The sequence below is a fragment of the Pseudomonas sp. Choline-02u-1 genome, from assembly GCF_002836515.1.
In the GTDB taxonomy this organism is placed as follows: Bacteria; Pseudomonadota; Gammaproteobacteria; order Pseudomonadales; family Pseudomonadaceae; genus Aquipseudomonas.
In genome coordinates, this window is the sequence record NZ_PJBC01000058.1 from 30,374 (window position 1) to 48,934 (window position 18,561).

Below are 18,561 nucleotides of genomic sequence, written 5' to 3' on the forward strand. Positions count from 1 at the left end.
TCAGATGCTGGCGTATATCTTTCGGCGACTGCTGCTGATCATCCCGACCCTATTCGGCATTCTGCTGATCAACTTCGTGATCATCCAGGCCGCGCCCGGCGGGCCGGTGGAACAGATGATCGCCAAGCTCGAAGGCTTCGAAGGCGCCACCAGCCGGATTGCCGGCGGCGGCGCCGAAGTGGCCGTGGCCGGCTCGTCGTATCGCGGCGCGCAGGGGCTGGACCCAGCGCTGATCAAGGAAATCGAGCACATGTACGGGTTCGACAAATCGGCCCCGGAACGTCTGTGGATCATGGTCAAGAACTACGCGCAGCTGGATTTCGGCGACAGCTTCTTCCGCGACGCCAAGGTCATCGATCTGATCAAGGAAAAGATGCCCGTATCGATTTCGCTGGGGCTGTGGAGCACGCTGATCATGTACCTGGTGTCGATCCCGCTGGGGATTGCCAAGGCCACCCGGCACGGCAGCCACTTCGACGTGTGGACCAGTTCGGCAATCATCATCGGTTACGCGATTCCGGCGTTTCTGTTTGCGATCCTGCTGATCGTGGTGTTTGCCGGTGGCAGCTATCTGGACTGGTTCCCCCTCCGTGGCCTGACCTCGAACAACTTCGATGAACTGAGTCTGGGCGGCAAGATCCTCGATTATTTCTGGCACTTGGCATTGCCGGTAACGGCATTGGTGATCGGCAACTTCGCGACCATGACCTTGCTGACGAAAAACAGCTTTCTCGACGAGATCAACAAACAGTATGTGGTCACCGCCAAGGCCAAGGGCCTGACCCGCCATCGCGTGCTCTACGGCCACGTGTTCCGCAATGCCATGCTGCTGGTGATTGCCGGTTTTCCTTCGGCGTTCATCGGCATTTTTTTCACCGGCTCGTTGCTGGTGGAAGTGATCTTCTCTCTCGATGGCCTTGGCCTGATGAGTTTCGAGGCGGCGATCAACCGCGATTACCCGGTGGTGTTCGGCACGCTGTTCATCTTCACCCTGCTCGGGCTGGTGGTGAAGCTGATCGGCGACCTCACCTACACCTTTGTCGATCCGCGCATCGACTTCGCAAGCCGGGAGCATTGAGATGAACCTGTCCCCTCTCAACCGCCGCCGCTTCGAACTGTTCAAGGCCAACAAGCGTGGCTGGTGGTCGCTGTGGCTGTTTCTGATCCTGTTCGGGCTGAGCCTGGGTGCCGAGCTGATCGCCAACGACAAGCCGCTGGCGGTGCATTACGACAACAACTGGTATTTCCCGGCGGTCAAGCGTTACCCGGAAACCACCTTCGGCGGCGAATTCCCGCTGGAAGCCAACTACAAGAGCCCGTACATCCGCGAACTGCTCAAGGCCAAGGACGCGTGGATTCTGTGGGCGCCGATCCCCTACAGCTACCAGAGCATCAACTACGACCTGAAAGTCCCGGCCCCGGCGCCACCCTCGGCGGACAACCTGCTGGGCACCGACGATCAGGGCCGCGACGTGTTGGCGCGGGTGATCTACGGTTTCCGCATTTCCGTGTTGTTTGCGCTGACGCTGACCGTGCTGAGCTCGATCATCGGTGTAATTGCCGGGGCGCTTCAGGGCTTTTATGGCGGCTGGGTCGATCTGGCCGGGCAGCGTTTTCTCGAAATCTGGTCGGGGCTGCCGGTGCTGTATCTGCTGATCATTCTGGCCAGTTTCGTCCAGCCGAATTTCTGGTGGTTGCTGGGGATCATGCTGCTGTTTTCGTGGATGAGCCTGGTCGACGTGGTGCGCGCCGAGTTCCTCCGTGGCCGCAATCTGGAATATGTGCGCGCCGCCCGCGCGCTGGGTATGCAGAACGGCGCGATCATGTTCCGCCACATCCTGCCCAACGCCATGGTTTCGACCATGACCTTCATGCCGTTCATCCTCACCGGCGCCATCGGCACCCTCACCGCGCTGGATTTCCTCGGCTTCGGCTTGCCGGCCGGCAGTCCATCGCTAGGTGAACTGGTCGCGCAGGGCAAATCCAACCTGCAGGCGCCGTGGCTGGGCATGAGCGCGTTCGCCGTGCTGGCGTTGATGCTGAGCCTGCTGGTGTTTATCGGCGAGTCCGCTCGCGATGCCTTCGACCCGAGGAAGTGAAATGAATCAGGACAATCTGATCGAAGTGCGCGACCTCGCCGTCGAGTTCGGTGTCGGCGAGCGGGTGCATCGTGTGGTCGAGGGCGTGAGCTTCGACATCAAGCGCGGCGAGACGCTGGCACTGGTCGGCGAATCCGGCTCGGGCAAATCAGTGACTGCGCATTCGATCCTGCGGCTGCTGCCCTACCCCATGGCGCGGCATCCGGCGGGCAGCATCAATTACGCCGGACAGAACCTGCTGGATTTGAGCGAAAAGACCATCCGTCATATTCGCGGCAACCGCATCGCGATGATTTTTCAGGAGCCGATGACCTCGCTCAATCCACTGCACTCGATCGAGAAGCAGATCAACGAGGTGCTCGGTATCCACAAGGGCCTGAGCGGCAAAGTGGCGACCAAGCGCACTTTGGAGCTGCTGGAGATGGTCGGCATACCCGAGCCGCACAAGCGCCTCAAGGCCCTGCCCCATGAATTGTCCGGCGGCCAGCGTCAGCGGGTGATGATCGCCATGGCCCTGGCCAACGAGCCGGAATTGCTGATTGCCGACGAACCGACCACCGCGCTGGACGTGACCGTTCAGCTGAAAATCCTCGATTTGCTCAAGGATCTTCAGGCTCGATTGGGCATGTCGCTGTTACTGATCAGTCACGATTTGAACCTGGTGCGAAGAATTGCGCATCGCGTATGTGTCATGCAGCGCGGTTGCATCGTCGAACAGGCATCGTGCGCAGAGCTGTTCCGTTCGCCGCAGCATCCGTACACTCGGGAATTGCTCGGCGCGGAGCCCAGCGGCGGCCCGGCGAGCAATGAAATCGGCGCGCCGCTGCTCGAAGTCGAGGACCTGAAAGTCTGGTTCCCGATCAAGAAAGGCCTGCTCAAGCGCACGGTGGATTACGTCAAGGCAGTGGACGGTATCAATTTCAGCCTGCCTCAGGGGCAGACCCTGGGGATCGTCGGCGAAAGCGGTTCCGGCAAATCCACCCTTGGTCTGGCGATTTTGCGGCTGATCGGCAGCAAAGGCGCGATCCGCTTTGAAGGCAAACAGCTAGACTGCCTGACGCAGAGCGAGGTTCGCCCGTTGCGGCGGGAGATGCAGGTGGTGTTTCAGGACCCGTTTGGCAGCCTGAGCCCGCGCATGTGCGTCAATGACATCGTTGGCGAAGGCCTGCGGATACACAAGATGGGCACCGCAGCCGAACAGGAAGCGGCGATCATTGCGGCATTGAAGGAGGTAGGTCTGGATCCGGAAACCCGGCACCGCTACCCCCACGAATTTTCCGGTGGGCAACGGCAGCGAATCGCCATTGCCCGAGCCTTGGTGCTGAAACCGGCGCTGATCTTGCTGGACGAGCCGACTTCGGCGCTCGACCGCACGGTGCAGCGGCAAGTGGTGGAGCTGTTGCGTTCACTGCAAGCCAAGTACAACCTGACGTATTTGTTCATCAGCCATGACCTGGCTGTCGTCAAAGCGCTGAGCCACCAGCTGATGGTGGTCAAGCATGGCCAAGTGGTCGAACAGGGAGACGCGCAAAGTATCTTTGCCGCCCCCCAACATCCGTATACACAGCAGTTGCTGGAAGCCGCTTTTCTGGCACCAGCCACTGCGCAATAACCTGAAAGAGGAGCAACACATGGGTTTTCTCGCCGGTAAGCGCGTACTGATCGTCGGTGTCGCCAGCAAGCTGTCCATCGCATCCGGCATCGCTGCCGCCATGCATCGCGAGGGCGCTGAGCTTGCCTTCACTTATCAGAACGACAAACTCAAGGGTCGCGTCGAAGAGTTCGCACAAGGCTGGGGTTCGAGCCCTGAGCTGTGCTTCCCGTGCGACGTGGCCAGCGATGAAGAAATCGCCAAGGTCTTCGAAGAACTGAGCAAGAAGTGGGACGGTCTGGACTGCATCGTTCACTCCGTCGGCTTCGCCCCCGGCGATCAACTGGACGGCGACTTCACCGAAGCCACCACCCGTGAAGGCTTCCGCATCGCTCACGACATCAGCGCCTACAGCTTCGTGGCCCTGGCCAAAGCCGGTCGCGAAATGATGAAAGGCCGCAACGGCAGCCTGCTGACCCTGTCGTACCTGGGCGCCGAGCGCACCATGCCGAACTACAACGTAATGGGCATGGCCAAGGCTTCGCTGGAAGCTGGCGTGCGTTACCTGGCCGGTTCCCTGGGCCCGGACGGCACCCGCGTCAACTGCGTATCGGCCGGCCCGATCCGCACCCTCGCAGCCTCGGGCATCAAGAACTTCCGCAAGATGCTGGCCGCCAACGAAGCGCAAACCCCGCTGCGCCGCAACGTCACCATCGAAGAAGTCGGCAACGCCGGCGCCTTCCTGTGCTCCGACCTGGCGTCGGGCATCAGCGGTGAAATCATGTACGTGGACGGCGGCTTCAACACCACCGCCATGGGCAACATCGAAGAGTAATCTTCGCTGGCCAGAAAAAACCCGTCGAATGACGGGTTTTTTTGTGTCCGCAGGAATGGCCCCGCGCATTACATAACTACCACCCGCCCCGCCCTCCACCGCTCGACAATCGGCGCTTGATGCCTGTCAGCCGCCATGGAGAGCGCAAATGAACGACACAGTGCAACCCGCGTCACCGCAACAGACCTTGCTGCAAAACCTGATCGATGAGTTGATCGCCGTCCCGGTCGTCAAGCCCGAGGACGCCGAACGTACACTGGAGGTTCCGCGCGGTTGTTTGCTGCGCGAATGGATGGAGTTGTACTGGGCGGCCCTCGAACGCCCGGAATTTCTCGATTGGGCCAGTCGCTTTCATATCGATCAGGATACGTTGCGCATCAAGGGCGCCACGCTGGAGGCGCGAGCCCAGACGAATGGCACCGCGAATGTACGCACCTTCGCTCTGAACGATGATTCCGGCTGGTGGCAGGTCGCACCGGCGCTGTTGTGGATTGCCCAGCGCATTGATCCCGGCGAAATGGGCCTGCCGTATATCGGTGGCAAATCGGCCAACCCGTTGTACCGCTTTCCACGTCAGATCGCGCTGGCCTTCTATGGTTATCCCGAGCCGCCGAACGACGCTCAGACGAAAGTGATTGTCGCTGAATTGAAGGCCAGCGGCCTTGCTGCGATTGATGAAAACGGTCACACCACCTCGGCCGTGATCAAGGAACGCAATGCCCAACTGGAGGACTTCCAGGTCATCGCCGACACCCTCGAAAACGTGTTGAAGACCCACGACCCCTTCGAACAACGCGGCATGGAGGACACGCCAGTATCACTGACCTCCTCGTCGGTTTCGGCCAGTCGTGGCGGTCCGCGTTTCAAGCTTGGCCCGTTGCTTGAACGCTACGCCTTGCCAATCCCTGAGGATGCCGATCAAGCCAAAGCGCTGGTACAACGTCTGCGTAACCACCGATGGCCGGCGCTGCCGCATGTCAGCGAATACGTGCAGACTGGCAGCCCTATCCTCAGTTACCGGCATGGTTTCGCCAATGTTGAAGACGGTCGGTATATCCTGCGCCGACTGCAAGCGCTGTGCTGGAACAAGTCACCGATGGCGACAATCGACCTTGAGGAATTCAGCGAGCCCCATCCGGATTCGGCGCTGGCCGAGTGGATGGCGCTGGGTCAGCAGGAACTGCGCACATTCGGCGCCCGTCCGGCCTTTCAAGCCATTCTGAAAAAACACAGCCTGCCCGCTGATAGCCCCTTGTTGCTCAGCGCAACCGGTCACGTCGGTACGGCCAGCGACCACGGCTGGATAACCCTGACTGCGGAGGTGGAAAAACACGCCAGTCTGAAAATCTATCGCGATCGTCTCAAGGTCAAGGCTCGTGAAGCCGGGGGTGCCTTTCGTGCCAGCGGCAAGGTCACGCTTGGGCAAATGCTGCGTTTTTATAAGCTGCCTTTGCCGGGAACTGTCGAACAAGCCCTCGGCTTTGTGAAATGGGACCCGATCAACCTGCACATGCGCCCCGGCCACATGAATCATTGGTATCTGCTGGGCCAGCCCGGCAAACAAACCGAGCGTTTTACCGCTGAACAACGCCAGCAGGTCATCGACACCACTCAGGCATTTCTACCCAAGGACGCGGCGCCACTGATTGATTACCTGAGCGAAGGCGTCGATACCGATCTGCCTTTGGCCAGCCTCAGCGCCAACGCCGATTACCTGATCGGCCGCATCCTCATCACCCAACGCGCTCAGGCTTTGGGCAACCAGCTACTGGAGAAAATCGCGCGACCCGCCCAGCCCAAGGAGCTGCTGGCCACCAATCGCGATCGCTTGTTACTCGCAGCGCTGCTGCTCAGCCTTGATCCGAAAGCCGGCGAACAGTCAGAGCAAATCATCGGCCAAGCGGTAAATGACAGTTTTTACTGGGGCGAACGGTATGCCGAGGTTCGGCGTTTCCTCGACCAGCAATTCGGTCTCGCGCTGATAAAAAACAAATCGCTGGCGACCCATCTTTTGTTATCGGGCATCGCCCCTGAGTTTTTGATTCGCGATATCCCCGCTTCATTCCAGTACATGAGTTGCGTACGCTGGGTCCGGTTCAAGCAGGTGGTGCTGTATATCGAAGACCGCATACCCGGCGTCGCACGCCTGATGCCCTATGCGCAATTGATCAGCCTGACCCATGGCCCGGCCCCGGCGAACTTCTACCGTTTCTTGCGCAGTGACGTGTGTACTGCGGTCGTTCTTGATTGGGCGGTTGCCAGAGGCGTGGTCCAGCGAGACGAGGAGAATCCTGACAGCCACGCCGCGACGCTGAAGCGTGCCGAGAGTATCTTCCGCGACCATTGTCGGAGGATGCGCAGTTTCTCGCAGCGGGCTTTTCTGGCGAAATGTCCCACACCAGTGACCGTCGCACTGGCCGATCTGCGCAAGGAGTTTATCGATAATCCGCATCTGGAAGAGCAGGTTCTGTTCAACCCGGCGTCGGGTGACAAACACTTCTCGCTGAGCGAGTTGCATGTGGCCGGCAAGTTGACCGGCGATTTGCAGGGCTGGCAATCGAACAATGCCGAACTGCAATTGCCGTCGATCAAAGCGCCGCTGGCCCGGCTCGGCGTGGTGTCGAGTTTGTTTCGTGCGGCCCTGAGCGCGCGCCTGCGAAAGATGAAGGATGCCCATATCGCTTTCATCAAGGATGCTTTCTGCCGGTTGCCATTGGCGCAACGGCTGGATATCGAAGACAACGCCCTGGAGTTGTTTGCCCTGCAACTGTCGGCGGTGGCAAGCCCCACCAAGACTTCGAAGCCGGACACCGAGACCGCGCCGTTTGCCATCATTGCCTTGCTGCGTGGATCGACGCCGAGGGTGTATGAAATCTTTACCCGCCGATCCGCTGTCTTCTTGCGGCGCGATATCGATATTGCGCGGCTCGCGCCCTCCACCCCCGATGCAAAGGCGCAATCGCTGCCCTTCGATGCCGAAGCCTATCGGCGCGGAACCCTGCCAGTCGCCAACAGCAAATGCGAAGCGCTGCTCACCCGACTCGACATCGAAGGCGCGCCGCTGGCAGTGCAGTCGCGCAGCGACGTCCCCGATACATTTGCCTCCAACAAGGTCAACGCCATCGCCAGTACGGCTGTGCGACACCTGTTTGACGCGCACGAACGCAAAGCGCTGCAAGAAGCACTGATCGCGCCTGCGCTAAAGGATATACAAGCCAATCAGGAGAAATGGCTGAATTTTTACGCGACGTTGAGCCCACCGAAAAGTTGATGCCTGCCGCATTCAGGGCGCAGTGAATCAGTTGATTAACAGGTTGACCGGACACGGCGCTATCGCAGCAGGCTGGTTCGCACAGGGTTGGGATAAGCCTGGGTTTGATGTAAACCCGATAACAATGTGGGAACCAGCCTGCTGGCGATCAGGCCTTGATCAACAGCGCTTCAACGCCTGTTTGTGCGCATACATCGCCCCATCCGCATCGGCCAGCAACCGGTCTACGGTGTCGTGGCGCCTGGGATCGTATTCGATCTGGCCGACACTGAAGCGAATCGCATAACCGCGGTGCAGCGTCGCATTGCGCTCCTCAAGGATTTCCTTGAGCCGTGCCATGATTCGCGTGGTTTCGACGTGGCTGGAGCCGGTCAGCAACGCGACGAACTCATCGCCGCCCAGGCGCCCGACCACGTCGCTCTCGCGAAAGGCAATGCGCAACACATCGGCGAAAGTCTTGAGCGCGCTGTCACCCTCGGCATGCCCGTACAAATCGTTGATCTGCTTGAAGTCATTGAGGTCGAAAAACAGCAGCGTCGCCGGCCGGTTCAAACGTGCGCAGGCGTCCAGTGCATGCTGAGCCAGTTGCTTGAAACCGCGTCGATTGGACAGCAGCGTCAGTTCGTCCATGCTCGCCATCTGCACCGCCATCAGCTCTTGCTCAGCCATCTCTGCCAGGTCGCGCAACAAGGCGCGCTCTTCGTCATCAAGGTTGCGGGGTTGGGTGTCGATCAGGCACAACGTGCCCATTTTGTTACCGTCAGGCACGGTCAGCGGGTAACCGGCGTAAAAACGGATGTTCGGCGCGCCGGTGACCAGCGGGTTGTCATGAAAGCGCAGATCTTTCAGCGCGTCAGGCACCAGCATCAGCTCGTTCTGCAAAATTGCATGGCCGCAGAATGAGACATCGCGCGACGTCTCGGTAGCATCCAGCCCCACACAGGATTTGAACCACTGGCGATCCTTGTCGACCAGCGTGACCAGGGCGATCGGCACGTTGAACAAGCGCTTGGCCAAGCGTGTCAGACGATCGAAACGCTCTTCGGGGGCCGAGTCGAGATTGAGGCCGTGCAGCGCATCAATACGGGCAGCTTCGTTGGCAGGTTTTCCGGGCACCAGCATGCACACACTCCGTAGGCAGTCATGTGTTCAGCGTAGCGCTAAATCGATGAAGCTTCACATTTGCGCCACCGGACACGGCCCACCGGCATCGGTCCACAGCTTGAACTGCGCGACGAAAATATCGTGCGGCACCGGTACCGGCGCGCGCCCCGCCCCGGGATTCCAGCCCCAGAGCACCAGCTTGTCTTCGCTGACATGTTTTAACAGCGCGGCAAAATCGCGATCGCCGTTGCTCGCGCGGTCCTTGATCATTGCGCACAGCTTGTCCGAGGGCAGGCCGATCCAGGCCATTTTGTGCGCCGCTGGCGGCAGGCTCCAGTGCGGCGCGCCCGGCGGCGCATGGGGGCCGTAACTGGCCGGCGGATTGCTTTCAGCGTGGCAGGTCGCGCAGGGCAAACCGGCAGCGCCCTTGCCGTCCATGCCGCGCACCACATTCATCGCGTGGGGGATGCCGGCGTCGAACTGCAGCGGCGAATCGCCGGGAATGTGGCAGTTTTGGCAGCGCGGGCTCTGAAAGACTTTCTGCACCGTGCCAAAGGCTTTCAGAGCTTCCTGATCTTCGGCAAACAGGTCCGAGGCATAGCCACCGAGACCGAGCAAAACGACGGTACCCAACACAAGATGTCGTTTCATCTCACACCCCTGCCAGTTGCAGTGGCAGTTCACGCAGGCGTTGCCCGGTCAGGGCGAACACCGCATTGGCCACGGCCGGCGCGGTTGGCGGTACGCCGGGCTCGCCGATGCCTCCGGGCTTTTCTGTGCTGGGGACGATATGCACTTCCACCGCCGGCATTTCGTTGAGCCGCAACACCTGATAATCGTGATAGTTGGACTGCATCACGCCGCCGTCCTTCACGGTGAGCTTGCTGTGCAGCGCCATGCCGAGGCCGAAGGTGATGCATGATTCCATCTGCGCGGTAATGCTCTGCGGGTTGACTGCAATGCCGCAGTCCACGGCGCAGACCACCCGATGCACACGGATCACCAGATTGTCCTGCGACACCTCGGCAACCTGAGCCACGTAGCTGCCGAACGACTCGTGCACCGCCACACCGAGGGCATGTCCGTCGGGTAGCGGTGCGCCCCAACTGGCCTTCTCCACCGCCAGATTGAGCACGCCGAGATGGCGCGGGTGCGCCTTGAGCAACGTTCGCCGGTACTCCACCGGATCCTTGCCCGCCGCCGTCGCCAGTTCATCGATCAGCGATTCCATGACGAAACCCGTGTGGGTGTGGCCGACCGAACGCAGCCACAACACATTGATGCCGGTCTGCGGCGAATGCAGGTCGACTTGATGATGAGGCAGATCCTTGATGTAGGGGCTGTCGGCCACGCCTTCGACCGAGGTGGCATCGATGCCGTTCTTGACCATCGCTGCCTCGAGCATCGTCCCGGCCATGATCGACTGCCCCACCAGCACATGCTGCCAGCTCATCGGCAAGCCGTCAGCGCCCAGCCCGACCTGGGCCTTGTGCAAGTACATCGAGCGGTAATAACCGCCGCGAATGTCATCTTCACGTGCCCACACGGTTTTCACCGGCAGGCCCGTGCTTTTGCGACTTGCACGGCTTCGGCGACGAAGTCCGATGTCGGATTGGCACGGCGACCGAAGCCACCACCAAGGAATTCGGTGTGAATCTCTACCTGCTCGGGCTTGAGCCCGGTGATCTTGCTGGCGACCATTTGGTCCAGCGTCTGAAACTGCGTGCCGGTCCAGATCTCGCATTTGCCGGCACTGATCTTCACCGTGCAATTGAGCGGTTCCATCGGCGCGTGGGCCAGATACGGCACGCTGTACTCGACGTCGATCTTCTTCGTAGCCTTGGCGAAATTGGCTTTGGCGTCCCCAGCCTGAGTGGCAGAGGTGCCCGGCGTCGCCGCCAGTTTGCGGAAACTCTCCAGCAGTTTTTCACTGCTCATGTCGGCCAGCGGCCCGAGATCCCAATCGACCTTCAGAGCATCACGCCCCAGTTTCGCTGCCCAGAAATGCTCGGCCACCACCGCTACTCCGCTGGGCACCTGCAGCACTTTGTGCACGCCGGGAATGGCCAGCGCTGCGGCGCCTTCAAAGGATTTGACCGTGGCGCCAAACACCGGCGCACGGGCGACCATGGCGGTCATCAAGCCTTCGAATTGCACATCCATGCCGAACTTGGCACGACCGGTGATTTTTTCCGGGGTGTCGAGGCGTTTGGTTGGTTTTCCGATGACTTTCCAATCCTTGGCTTCCTTGAAGGTGATGGTTTTTGGGTCTGGTACCGGCAGTTGGCCCGCGGCATCGGCCAGTTCGCCGTAAGTCGCGCGCTGGTCCCCGGCGATCACCACGCCGGATTCGGTGCGAATCGTCGACGGCGCGACGTCGAAGCGTTTCGCGGCAGCTTCCACCAGCATCTGCCGCGCCGTCGCCCCGGCCAGTCGATAACGGTCGAACTCCATCCAGGTCGACGTCGAGCCGCCGGTGATCTGCATACCGCCAAACGCCGGCAAGCCGTAGTCGGCCGCCGAGGCTGGCGAGTGCTCGACGCGGATGTTCGACCAGTCGGCGTCCAGCTCTTCGGCAATGAGCATGGTCAGGCCGGTCCAGATGCCCTGGCCCATTTCCGAATGGCCGAGCAGCACGGTGACGCTGTTGTCCGCCGCGATGCGCAGGAACGCGTTGGGTGCGAACGTCTTGTTTTCGTTCTCTGCCGCCCTGGCAAAGCGATTGGCCCCAGGGACCACAAACGCCACCATCAGACCGCCGCCCACCACGGCGCTGCCTTTGAGAAAACCCCGACGCGTTAGCGGACTGTTCATCGCCTATCTCCCCCAGAAAAATCAGCCGATGTCGGCGGCGCGTTTGACCGCTGCGCGAATGCGCGGATAGGTGCCGCAGCGGCAAATGTTGCCGGAGAGCGCCTGATCGATATCGCTGTCGGTGGGGTTGGGGATTTTCGCCAGCAACGCGGCGGCGGACATGATCTGCCCGGACTGGCAGTAACCGCACTGCACCACATCGAGTTCGGCCCAGGCTTGCTGTACCGGGTGCGAGCCATCGGTGGACAAGCCTTCGATGGTAAGAATTTTCTGCCCGTGGGCGACGGCCGTGGCCGGGGTGATGCAGGAACGTAATGGCGCCCCGTCAATGTGCACGGTACAGGCGCCACACTGGGCCATGCCGCAGCCGAACTTCGTCCCGGTCAGGTGCGCTACATCGCGCAGAACCCAGAGCAGCGGCATGTCCGCGGGGACATCGAGCTCCTGATCCTTGCCATTGATATTCAGGGTCAGCATCGGGTGATTTCCTCAGACTCACGGTGTTGCGAAGGGGTGTCGCTGTGGTCACAAAACCTACGGACGCCCGCGCTTATCCCTTTCAGCAAAGCCTAAATTGCGCAGCAAGCGAGGCGTTGTGACCAGCGGTCATGCAAAGGCCTCGCGTTGTCTGAAACGACGCCTTCGCGAGCAAGCCCGCTCCCACATGGTCCAGAGGTGGATGCAAGGACTGTGAACATCGGTGAAACCTGTGGGAGCGAGCAGGATTACTCCCACAAGAACTGACGGTCGACGCATGGATCGTGAACATCGGTGAAACCTGTGGGAGCGAGCAGGATTACTCCCACAAGAACTGACGGTCGACGCATGGATCGTGAACATCGGTGAAACCTGTGGGAGCGGGCTTGCTCGCGAAGGCGTCTGTTCAGTCAGCTCAGCTGTGACTGATACACCGCTTTCGCGAGCAGGATTACTCCTACCGGGACGCGTCGGGATGTTCAGGACCGCGATGAGTTTGCTAATCCTCTTGCCGTCCCTAACCTTCACGATCCCCCCGGTAATGCCCAGCCAGCGGAAAATCCGGCAGCCACGATTCGCGGCGTACCGTCCAACTCTCATAAGTCGGCTTCAACTGATCGGCCGCATCCAGCGCGCCGAGGTTCACCTCGACCTCGTCGCCACTACGGTTGAATACCGATGAGCCACAGCGTGGGCAAAAGTGCCGCCCTTGGTACTCATGGGTTTCGCCGCTGATTGTCAGCGCATCTTCAGGAAAAATCGCCGAGGCATGAAACAGCGCCCCATGGACTTTGCGTCAGTCGAGGCAATGGCAGACGCCGACTCGGTAAGGCTCGCCACTCGCTTGAAAACGGACATCGCCGCATAAACATCCGCCGGTAAATGTCGTCACGGTTAATCTCCTTTGCGATTTTGATAAACACAATCGCCAGATTGCGTTTAAAAACACCCTCAGTGCTACGCCACCCAGCCTACTGCAGCTTGCGATATTTCTTACGAGCAGACCTGTACGGGCCGATCTACGGCACCGCAATCCATTCGCGGACTGACTACGCTGATCATCCAGCCTGCAACCTGCAGAGGATGATTGCCATGCAACGCGTTCAGAAACTCACGCCGTGCCTGTGGTTCGATGATCAGGCCGAGGCCGCTGCGGCATTTTATTGTTCGATCTTTGATCATGCGAAAATCACCGCCCTGACCCACTACAGCAAGGTCGGGCAGGAATTTCACGGGCAGCCGGAGGGTACGGTGATGACCGTCAGTTTCGAGCTCGACGGCCAGTCGTTTACCGCCCTTAACGGAGGGCCGGTGTTCACCTTCAACGAGGCGATTTCGTTCCAGGTCAATTGCCAGAATCAGGAGGAAATCGACCACTTCTGGGGCAATCTGTCGGCCGGCGGCCCGGTCGAAGCGCAGCAATGCGGCTGGCTCAAGGACAAGTTCGGCGTGTCGTGGCAGGTCGTCCATGTCGGCTTTCTGCAAATGTTGCAAGACCCGGACACGCGCAAGTCGCAGCGGGCAATGCAGGCGATGTTTCAGATGAAAAAGCTCGATGTCGCTGCACTGCAACGGGCATTCGACGGCCAGAGCTAATACACTCGGGCGCTGACCTGCCGGGATGATCACGATGAAACACGCCGCTGCGAAAAACCCCGAGAAAGCCCCGCGCTTCTGGCGCGACGACGGCCTGCCCTTCATCGAAGCGCGGGCCATCGCTGACGGTCGCGAGGTCTGTTATGCGCGGCACTCCCACGCGCACTTTTCCATCGGTGCGATCACCGCCGGGCGCAGCACTTATGTGCATGAGCAAGCGCAGTATCAAGTGGCGTCCGGCACCGTGGTGCTGATGAATCCCGGCGATGTACATGCCTGCAACCCGATCGATGATCAGCCGTGGTCGTACGTGATGTTGTATGTCGAAACGCCGTGGCTGACAGATTTGCAGCATCAATTGGGGTTTGCGGCGGAGCTGGAATTTCGACGTTTTTCCGACACGCATCTGACCGATGCCGAGTTGTTCGCCAGGTTGATAGGGTTGTATGAGGTTCTGATTGACGATCAGTTCGAGGTGCTGGCGAAACAGAGCGCGGCGGTGGAGTTTTTCAGTGATTTGCAGCTGCGTCTGAATCCCGCTGATCAGCCAATACGTGAACCGAATTTCAAGCTGCAACGCGCCGCTGATTTCATCCGTGAACATTGCACCGAGGTGCTGAGCCTCGAGGCAATCTGTGCGGCGGCGCAGCTGTCGCCGTCGTACCTGATTCGCGCATTCAAGCAGCGTTACGGGATGACGCCACATGCCTTCGTGGTCAACCAGCGCATCCAGTTCGCTCGCGAGCGCTTGCGCAACGGGCGGTTGATTGCCGATGTGGCGTTGGAGGCCGGGTTTGCCGATCAGGCGCATTTCCAGCGGGCATTCAAACAACATCTGGCGGCAACGCCGGGGCAGTATCGCGGCTGAGTTTTATCTCCCGTACATGCAACCCCCTGTAGGAGCTGACGAGTGCAACGAGGCTGCGATCTTTTGATCGTAAAAAGCAAAGTCAAAAGATCGCAGCCTCGTTGCACTCGTCAGCTCCTACAGAAAATCAGGTGATCAGCAGATAACCCGCACTCACCGCCAGCAGCAACGCCATTACCCGATTGAACCAGCGCATCCCCGCCGCGTTGCTCAGATAGCCGCGCAAAAACGTTCCGGCATAGGCCCAGCAGCCCACCGACAGATAGCAGATCACCAGATACACCGCCGCAAATTGCCAGACCAGCCGCGCCTCGCCGTCGGCGACAAACGCGCCCATGCCGGCTACGCACGCCAGCCAGGCCTTGGGATTGAGCCATTGCATCACCGCGCCGTAGAGCATCGACGGCGCGCGGCCGGACTCGCTGGCATGCAACTGGCCGTCATCGCTGGCCAGTTTCCAGGCCATGAACAGCAGGAACGCCACCCCGGCCCATTGCACCACGCGCGTCATGAACGGCCACAGTTGCAGCACTTCATGCAGGCCCAGGCCCATGAGCACCAGCAACAGCACAAACCCCAGCGTCGCCCCGGCCACGTGCCGTTGGCTGGCGCGAAAACCGTACTGCGCGCCGGAACTCAACGCGACGATATTGACCGGACCGGGGGTGATGGATGCGGCCAGGGCAAACGCCGCCATGGAAAGAATCAGACTCATTGCACACCTGCTTCAAACGAGGAACAAGGTGGCTACGGTAGCGAGCGGCGGGGTTGCGGTATTGAAGAAAATGCCCCTGAGGATGCGAATCCTCTGGCGAAAGCGGTGTGTCAATCAACCCAATGTTGGCTGGGGCTGACGCCTTCGCGAGCAAGCCCGCTCCCACCGGGTTGTGTGTGAAATGCAATCTCGGGCCTACCGCAAAACCTGTGGGAGCGAGCTTGCTCGCGAAAGCAGTGGATCAGTCAGCCCGGTGTTGGCTGTGGATGACGTCTTCGCGAGCAAGCCCGCTCCCACAGAAGCACTCAGGCCAGACGCGGCACGGTGAAGCGGAATTCGCTGCCCTGCCCCGGCTCGCTCTCGGCGACGATCTGTCCGCCGTGAGCTTCGACGATACCTTGGGTGATGTACAAACCCAGGCCCGTACCGGTCGGGTTGCCTTCCTTCACAGTCCAGTAGCGATCGAACACATGCGGCAAGTGCTCTTTGGGAATGCCTTCGCCGCTGTCACGCACGATAAAGACAATTTCGTCGCCCACCGATTTGGCGTGCACGCCCACCGTGCCCATGCGCGGGGTGAATTTGATCGCGTTGCCGACCAGGTTCGACAGCACTTGAAACAACCGCTCGGGGTCGGCGTGGATGCGCAAATCAGGATCAGCCTGGAATGAAATGCTGATGTCCTTGTCATGGGCCAGCGGCGACAGCAGCGACTGCGCCTCTTCGAAGATAAGCCCGACGTCCAGCGCTTGCGGGGTGATCGAATAGCGCCCGGCGTCGATTTTCGAGGTATCGAGCAGGTCTTCCAGCAGCGTGTTCATCCGCGTCGTGGCCTGTTGCATGGTGTCGATCGCCGTCGAAATGCGCCGCGAGGTGTGCGCGCCTTCGGAACTGAAGGCCTTCTGCATCATGCCGCAGAGCATCGAAATCACCGTCATCGGGTTGCGCAGATCATGGGAAACCACCGCCACCAGTTCGTCGCGCGCACGCACGGCCTCCTGCTCACGGCGCACCTGGCGGGCCAGGTCGTTTTCCAGCGCCGAACGACGCAGGTCGTTGGCGGCGAACAGATCACCGTGGCTCCACTTGGTGGAAATCCCGGCCATCTCGACTTTCCAGATCTCGAACGAGGTGCGCGGACGCAGGCGCAGGCCCGCGTCGGAGTTTTCCAGGTCCAGCGGTTTGCGCGGGTCGCCGCTCCAGTTGATGTTTTCCTTCGCTTCCGGACGGAACCACAACACGCCGTTGTCCACCGGTTTGGGCAGGCTCATGGCGAGCACACCGCTGGCAACCGACTGGTAATGCGCGGCTGGCGGGTAGACGCTGGACAGGTGATGACTGGCAAACACCGGCTCGCCGCGCGCCTGCAGCCATTTGTGCAATGCACGGATCGCTTCCGGCTCGGGGCAGTTGCCGTAACGGTGCAATTGCTTGTCTTCGATGATCGCGATGCCGCCGGCATTGACCAGCGCCATCAGCGTCGCCGGCTGCTGAGCGAGGCCGTCGAACACGTTCTGCGGCGAATCGATCATCGCCTGATTGAGCAATGCCAGCGCCTCGACCTTTTCTTCGCGCTGACGGGTCAGCTCAAGGGTTTCCATCGCACTGATCTGCAGCGACAGCACCTGGCCGATGGTCTGGCAGGCCATGCGCAATTCATGCGGCACGTGCAGCGGCTGGCGGTTGCCGCAGCTGATCAAGCCCCAGAGCTTGTCGCCCTTGAGCAGGGAAATGCTCATCGACGACAGCACGCCCATGTTCTTCATGTACTGGCAGTGAATCGGCGAGACGCTGCGCAGCGTGGCGAAACTCAAGTCCAGCGGCGTCTGCGTGTCGGGGCGCAATTTCGGCACCAGCGGCACCGGCTGATAGTCGGCGTTGGGGATGATCCGCAGCCAGTTGGTGCGATACAGCTCGCGCGCCTGCTCGGGGATGTCCGAGGCCGGAAAGAACAGGCCGTTGAACACTTCCATCGACGGATCGGACGCTTCGGCGATGACCTGACCGTGGCCCTCCTCCTCGAAGCGATAAATCAGCACCCGGTCGTAACCGGTCATTGCCTGGATTTCCTTGACACTGATGTCGTACAGGGCCTGCAGCGTGGTCGCCGCTTGCAGGCGCTGGAGCATGCGCCCCAGGTGGGTCTTGACCCCGGCGACATTGCGCGGCTCGAAATTTTTTACGTGGATCTCAAGCTCAAGAATCAGCACACCCTGATGCCGGTGGAGCAAACCTTCAAACGCGGTGCCGTTGAGTTCGAAACGCAGCGGCGCCGCCTCGGAGAACGTCGCCTGCTGCAGGGCTTCGAGCACTTGCGCGGTGTGTTCAACACCGATCAGGCTGTGCAGCGGCTGGCCGATCAGCGATTCGGGCGCGCGGGCCAGCAGGGTTTCGACATTGGCGCTGACCTGGATGATCTGCAACGCAGGCTCGGTCAGGGTCAGCAGCAAGCCATGTGGTTGAATCGCGCCGGGAAAGCGGATCGGCTCGTCGGCACAATTGGCCAGCAGTTCTTCAAAGGCTTGTTGGTCTTGCAGGTTCATGCCAGTACCTCCTGGCGTTCGAGCCACTGCTCGAAACAGCTGAATGTGGTTTGTGCAGCGCTGACCACGGCCGCGCGCTCGCTGACATCCATGGCCCGGTTGCTCAGGTATTCGATGAACTCGCGCCAGCGCCGCCCGGTGGCCGCGCCGTAGACATCAAGGAACGCGGCGCCGTTTTCGGCATCCAGATTCAGCCGCGCGGCGATCTCTCGGCGCAGAATCTGCCCGCCGAGGGTCGCGCCTTCAAGCACGTACAAGACCCCAAGGCTGGCGGCGCTGGAGTCGATTACCGGCAAGTCCTCGCACAGCGGCAAATCATTGGCGGTCGCGCCCAGCGCGCGCAGGTCGGCGTGCAAGGTTTCAGCCTTCAAGCGAGGCGTCAGATTGAAATCGTCCGGGACTACGCCGCTGGCCAGCAACGCCCGTTCCAGCGGCTGATAAAAACCATAATAGGCCGCCATCAAGCGCTCAAAAGCGAGGGTATCAAGGGTGTCGGAGAAAAAAGGAAGGCGTTTTTCCAGTGCGATGTGCAGTTCGGCTGTGCCGGCCCGCAGATCCTGCAGCACCGGTGGCACATAAACCTCACGGGCCTTTGCTTGCATGTAGATCGCTCTTGGTGGGACCCGGCAGGGGCCATTCTGGGTGGGC

The 18,561-nt window shown here is 60.5% G+C and carries 13 protein-coding genes and 2 pseudogenes; 7 read left to right on the plus strand and 8 right to left on the minus strand.

The features are described from left to right. Positions 1–4: 4 nt before the first annotated feature. From CXF97_RS14225 to CXF97_RS14245, 5 genes are all read left to right on the plus strand, one after another. The gene (locus CXF97_RS14225) at positions 5–1,078 is read left to right on the plus strand and encodes a microcin C ABC transporter permease YejB (RefSeq protein ID WP_101159057.1); all 1,074 of its coding nucleotides are present in this window, start codon (positions 5–7) and stop codon (positions 1,076–1,078) included. Position 1,079: 1 nt separating this feature from the next. Next, complete coding sequence (locus CXF97_RS14230) at positions 1,080–2,099, plus strand: ABC transporter permease (protein WP_101159058.1); 1,020 nt, start codon at positions 1,080–1,082, stop codon at positions 2,097–2,099. 1 nt (position 2,100) lies between these two features. Continuing rightward, positions 2,101–3,711: an ABC transporter ATP-binding protein gene (locus CXF97_RS14235; RefSeq protein WP_101159059.1), complete on the plus strand. Its 1,611-nt coding sequence runs from the start codon at positions 2,101–2,103 to the stop codon at positions 3,709–3,711. 19 nt (positions 3,712–3,730) lie between these two features. After that, on the plus strand, positions 3,731–4,525 hold the full coding sequence (fabI, locus tag CXF97_RS14240; protein WP_003202751.1) for an enoyl-ACP reductase FabI: 795 nt from the start codon (positions 3,731–3,733) through the stop codon (positions 4,523–4,525). A gap of 148 nt (positions 4,526–4,673) precedes the next feature. Then, a complete protein-coding gene (locus CXF97_RS14245) occupies positions 4,674–7,796 on the plus strand; it encodes a hypothetical protein (protein WP_101159060.1) in 3,123 nt (1,040 codons plus the stop codon). Between the two features lie 159 nt (positions 7,797–7,955). On the opposite strand, the gene CXF97_RS14250 is transcribed toward CXF97_RS14245, so the two are convergent. From CXF97_RS14250 to CXF97_RS14270, 5 genes and pseudogenes are all read right to left on the minus strand, one after another. Beyond that, complete coding sequence (locus CXF97_RS14250) at positions 7,956–8,918, minus strand: sensor domain-containing diguanylate cyclase (protein WP_101159061.1); 963 nt, start codon at positions 8,916–8,918, stop codon at positions 7,956–7,958. A gap of 54 nt (positions 8,919–8,972) precedes the next feature. Next, positions 8,973–9,551, minus strand: coding sequence for a hypothetical protein (locus CXF97_RS14255; protein WP_101159062.1), 579 nt, complete (start codon positions 9,549–9,551; stop codon positions 8,973–8,975). A gap of 1 nt (position 9,552) precedes the next feature. Continuing rightward, positions 9,553–11,714, minus strand: a pseudogene (locus CXF97_RS14260) (molybdopterin cofactor-binding domain-containing protein). A gap of 21 nt (positions 11,715–11,735) precedes the next feature. Further along, positions 11,736–12,191 carry a (2Fe-2S)-binding protein gene (locus CXF97_RS14265; protein ID WP_101159063.1) on the minus strand — a complete coding sequence of 152 codons (456 nt, stop codon included), beginning with the start codon at positions 12,189–12,191 and terminating at the stop codon, positions 11,736–11,738. A 517-nt stretch (positions 12,192–12,708) separates the two neighbouring features. After that, positions 12,709–13,083 (minus strand): annotated as a pseudogene (locus CXF97_RS14270) (GFA family protein). Between the two features lie 200 nt (positions 13,084–13,283). Between CXF97_RS14270 and CXF97_RS14275 the strand changes: the two are divergent. Both CXF97_RS14275 and CXF97_RS14280 read left to right on the plus strand, forming a co-directional pair. Further along, entirely contained in the window at positions 13,284–13,787 is a 504-nt protein-coding gene (locus CXF97_RS14275; RefSeq protein ID WP_101159064.1) for a VOC family protein, read from the plus strand. Between the two features lie 34 nt (positions 13,788–13,821). Beyond that, the gene (locus CXF97_RS14280) at positions 13,822–14,655 is read left to right on the plus strand and encodes an AraC family transcriptional regulator (RefSeq protein WP_101159065.1); all 834 of its coding nucleotides are present in this window, start codon (positions 13,822–13,824) and stop codon (positions 14,653–14,655) included. Between the two features lie 127 nt (positions 14,656–14,782). Here CXF97_RS14280 and CXF97_RS14285 read toward each other — a convergent pair whose 3' ends face one another. The 3 genes from CXF97_RS14285 to CXF97_RS14295 form a co-directional block, all read right to left on the minus strand. Beyond that, complete coding sequence (locus CXF97_RS14285) at positions 14,783–15,370, minus strand: LysE family translocator (protein WP_101159066.1); 588 nt, start codon at positions 15,368–15,370, stop codon at positions 14,783–14,785. Positions 15,371–15,675: 305 nt separating this feature from the next. Further along, complete coding sequence (locus tag CXF97_RS14290; RefSeq protein WP_101159067.1) at positions 15,676–17,913, minus strand: ATP-binding protein; 2,238 nt, start codon at positions 17,911–17,913, stop codon at positions 15,676–15,678. Continuing rightward, on the minus strand, positions 17,910–18,515 hold the full coding sequence (locus CXF97_RS14295) for a biliverdin-producing heme oxygenase (protein ID WP_101159068.1): 606 nt from the start codon (positions 18,513–18,515) through the stop codon (positions 17,910–17,912). The genes CXF97_RS14290 and CXF97_RS14295 overlap by 4 nt, the downstream gene beginning before the upstream one ends. Positions 18,516–18,561: the final 46 nt, after the last annotated feature.